General features: G+C 71.7%; 3 protein-coding genes. 1 reads left to right on the top strand and 2 read right to left on the bottom strand.

Annotated features, from left to right (window positions below; genetic code table 11):
* Positions 1 to 925: medium chain dehydrogenase/reductase family protein (locus tag VNJ47_06880; protein HXG28553.1), on the top strand; the 925-nt coding region annotated here is incomplete at its 5' end.
* Between the two features lie 4 nt (positions 926 to 929).
* On the opposite strand, the gene VNJ47_06875 is transcribed toward VNJ47_06880, so the two are convergent.
* Both VNJ47_06875 and VNJ47_06870 read right to left on the bottom strand, forming a co-directional pair.
* Positions 930 to 2,606 carry a hypothetical protein gene (locus tag VNJ47_06875; GenBank protein HXG28552.1) on the bottom strand — a complete coding sequence of 559 codons (1,677 nt, stop codon included), beginning with the start codon at positions 2,604 to 2,606 and terminating at the stop codon, positions 930 to 932.
* 31 nt (positions 2,607 to 2,637) lie between these two features.
* Positions 2,638 to 3,350 (bottom strand): alpha/beta hydrolase (locus VNJ47_06870; protein HXG28551.1); only part of this gene is annotated, 713 nt, incomplete at its 5' end.

The raw sequence follows: 3,350 nt of genomic DNA, 5'->3' as shown, positions 1-3,350 counted from the left end.
CGCCGGCGTGAACTACGCCGACTGCGTGATCCGCATGGGGCTCTACGCGTCGGCCAAGCGGCTAGTCGGCTGGCCGATCACGCCTGGCTTCGAGGTGGCCGGCGAGGTGCTGGCCACGGGCCCGGGCGTAACGGGGTTTATGCCCGGCCAGCGCGTGCTCGGCGTGACGCTGTTCAACGGCTATAGTTCCCACTTGGTGCTGCCCGCCGCGCAGGTGTTCCCGATACCGGCGGGTCTGGATACGGCCAGCGCCGCCGCGATTCCGACCATCTTCCTCACCGCCTGGTTCGCGCTGCACGAGCTGGCACAGCTGCGCGCCGGCGAACGCGTACTCGTGCACTCGGCGGCGGGTGGCGTCGGCAGCGCGGCAGTGCAGCTGACGCGGCGCGCGGGCGCCGAGGTGACCGCCGTGGTCGGCGCGGCGCACAAGGTCGCGGCGGCACGCGAACTGGGCGCCAGCCACGTCATCGACAAGTCGCGCGACGACCTGTGGCGGCACGCCGAGGCGATCGCGCCCGGCGGCTTCGACGTGATCCTGGACGCCAACGGCGTGTCCACCCTGCGCGGCAGCTATGCGCATCTCGCGCCGCTGGGCCGGCTGGTGGTGTATGGCTTCCACAGCATGCTGCCGAAACGCGGTGGGCGGCCGGACTGGCTGAAACTCGCTTGGGACTGGCTGCGCACGCCGCGCTTCAACCCGCTGCGCCTGACCACCGAGAACCGCAGCGTGCTGGCCTTCAATCTGAGCTTCCTGTCGCAGCGGGCCGACCGCCTGCGGCCGGCGATGCAGTCCATCCTCGCCCGCTTCGAACGCGGCGAGCTGCTCTGTCCCGCGGTCAGGGTTTATCCGCTCGAGCGGGTGGCGGAGGCGCATCGCGCGCTCGAATCCGGCCAGACCGTCGGCAAGCTGGTACTGGGGCTGTAACGCTTCAATAGCGCGACGCCGCGAGCTTGACGTCGGCCCGCGCCCAGGCGCGCTCGAAACGGCCCTTGACCTCGGCCGCGGCGGCGGTCTTGCCCTGCGCGCGCAGGGCCTGCTCCAGCCCAAACAGCGACCAGCCGTTGCGCGGGTGGCGGCGCAGGTCCTCGCGGTAAACCTGCTCGGCCTCGCGCGCCAGCCCGAGCGTCAGCAGCGCCTTGCCCAGGCTCTGGCGGATGGAATAGTCCCAGTACGGCGGCTCCATGTAAGGCAACGCGTCCTGTTTCTCGATCGCCGTGCGCAGCCGCTCGAGCCCGCCGCCCTTGTCGCCGCTGCGCAGGCGCAGGTCGGCATCCAGCAGCAGCTCGGCGATTTCCGCCATCTGTGCCGCCGGCACCTGGTACACCGCGTAGGCGTCCCACTTGGCGGTGCGACGGAGCAGGCGCAGTGCCTCCAGCTTCTGAGCCGCCTTTGGCAGGTCGCCCTTGGCGGCCAGTGCAGTGCCCTGCGCGTAGTGCACCAGCGCGGTGGCCAGCGGGAATTCCGCCGGCGGCTGGGCCTCTGCCAGCGCCTCGTCCCAGCGCCCGAACTGGATCAGCGCCAGCTGCGGCACCGCCAGCAGCGGTTCCACCACCGCGAACTGCCGCACGGTTTCCGGCGTCACCAGCTCGGTCAGCTTGCGCGCCGCGCCGATGGCAGCCGCGCTGCGCCCCTCCGCGGTGGCCGCCCACCACAGGAAATGCACGTTGTGCGGGTAATAGGCCGCGGGGTAGAAGCCCTGCGCACGGCACTGGGTGATGTAGGACTCGTCGGCCTGGGCGGCGCGCTCGTTCGCGGCCGAGGCATCGGCATAGCGGCCGAGGCGCATGTAGATGTGCGCCGGCATGTGCACCAGATGCCCCGCGCCGGGCACCAGGTTGAGCAGGCGGTCGGCCGCCGCCTCGGCCCGTGCGGGATTGGGCGAGGCCTCGACCGCGTGGATGTAAAGATGCAGCGCCAGCGGGTGGTCCGGCGCCTCGCGCAGCACACCCTCCAGCACGCGCAGCAGTTCTTCAGTCTGCGGGCCGGGGTCGCCGTCCGGCTCCCAGTAATTCCAGGCGGTGGTATCCATGATCGCCTCCGCGTAGAGCGCGGCGGCATCGAGATCGTCCGGATACTGCTCCACCAGCTTGCGCATGGCGTCGCGGTAGTCGCGATCCAGGCCGCTGCGATCTTCCGGCGCCTGCTCGCGGTAGCGCGCGGCCAGCGCGCGGATGTAGGCCTGCTCGCGCGGGCTGACCAGGCTGGCGCGCGCCTGCGCCTGCTGCAGCGCGGCCCAGGCGCGCGGCACGGCCTCCGGGAACATCGGCGCGTTGATGTTGGGACCGAGCGCCAGCGCCTCGCCCCAGTAGCACATGGCGCAGTCCGGGTCGTGCTGCTGCGCGGCCTGGAAGGAACGCACCGCCTCGGCGTGGTTGAAGGCAAAGGCCAGGATCAGGCCCTGGTTGAAATACTGCTGGGCGCGCGTCGAGCGCGTGGTGACCGGGTGCTGGTGATTGCCGAGGTCCTTGAACAGCGGCGCTTCGCGCCGGCCGTCCGCGCCCGGCGCGGCACCCGACAGGGCCTCGCCCTCGCGCTTGTCGCAGGCAGTCAGTGCCAGCAGCAGCGCCACGCCGAGGGCCCAGCGGGTGATGCGTGCATGATGCATGTCGCCTCCTCGCACGGCCGGCCGCGGCGCCTCAGTCGCCGGTCTCGATCAGCCGGCGGAGCCAGCGCGGCGGATGGTAGGGCTGCCAGCCGCCTTCCGGCTGCGCCAGCCGGTCGGCGATGACCGCGATGACCAGCGGGTTCACCGCCAGCCCGAAATGGCTCGAGGGCACGCCGATGCTTTCCGTGTGCGCGGTCGGTTCCTCGCGCGCGCAGGGCCAGGCGACCACGCCGTCCAGGCGGCTGTAGATCGCGGTGCAAGGCACCGGCGGCGGCACCCGGCGGCGCTGGAACGCATCCCAGTCGAGGTTGATGTTCTTGCCGCGGTTCACCAGCCGGAACAGCGCGTCCACATTGTTGGCGTTGGGATGGCCGTTGATCGGGCTGCCCAGGGTAATGACCTGGCGCACGTGCTGCGGTGCGTGCCGCGCCATCTCGCGCACGTACACGCCGCCCAGGCTCCAGCCGATCAGGCTCACGGTCTGCCCGTGCCGTTCGTGCAAGACCTCCAGGCTGCGGCCGAGCGCATGTTTTACGGGCGCGCGCATGCCGAGGTTGCGGCCCAGCTCCCAGCCGTGCGCGGCATAGCCCAGCCGGCGCAGCACGCGCCGCAGCGGCGCGGTCGAAGCATCGGACGCGCCGAAGCCCGGCACCACCAGCACCGGCTGGCCGTCGCCGCGCGGCAGCCGCCTGAGCCAGGGCTGGCTGAGCAGGTAGGCGACGAACTCGGCGCCGACGCGACTCT

The sequence above is a fragment of the Nevskiales bacterium genome, assembly GCA_035574475.1.
Lineage (GTDB): Bacteria > Pseudomonadota > Gammaproteobacteria > Nevskiales > DATLYR01 > DATLYR01.
Note: the sequence above shows the minus strand (reverse complement) of the source record. Positions and strands in the feature narration are given on the sequence as shown.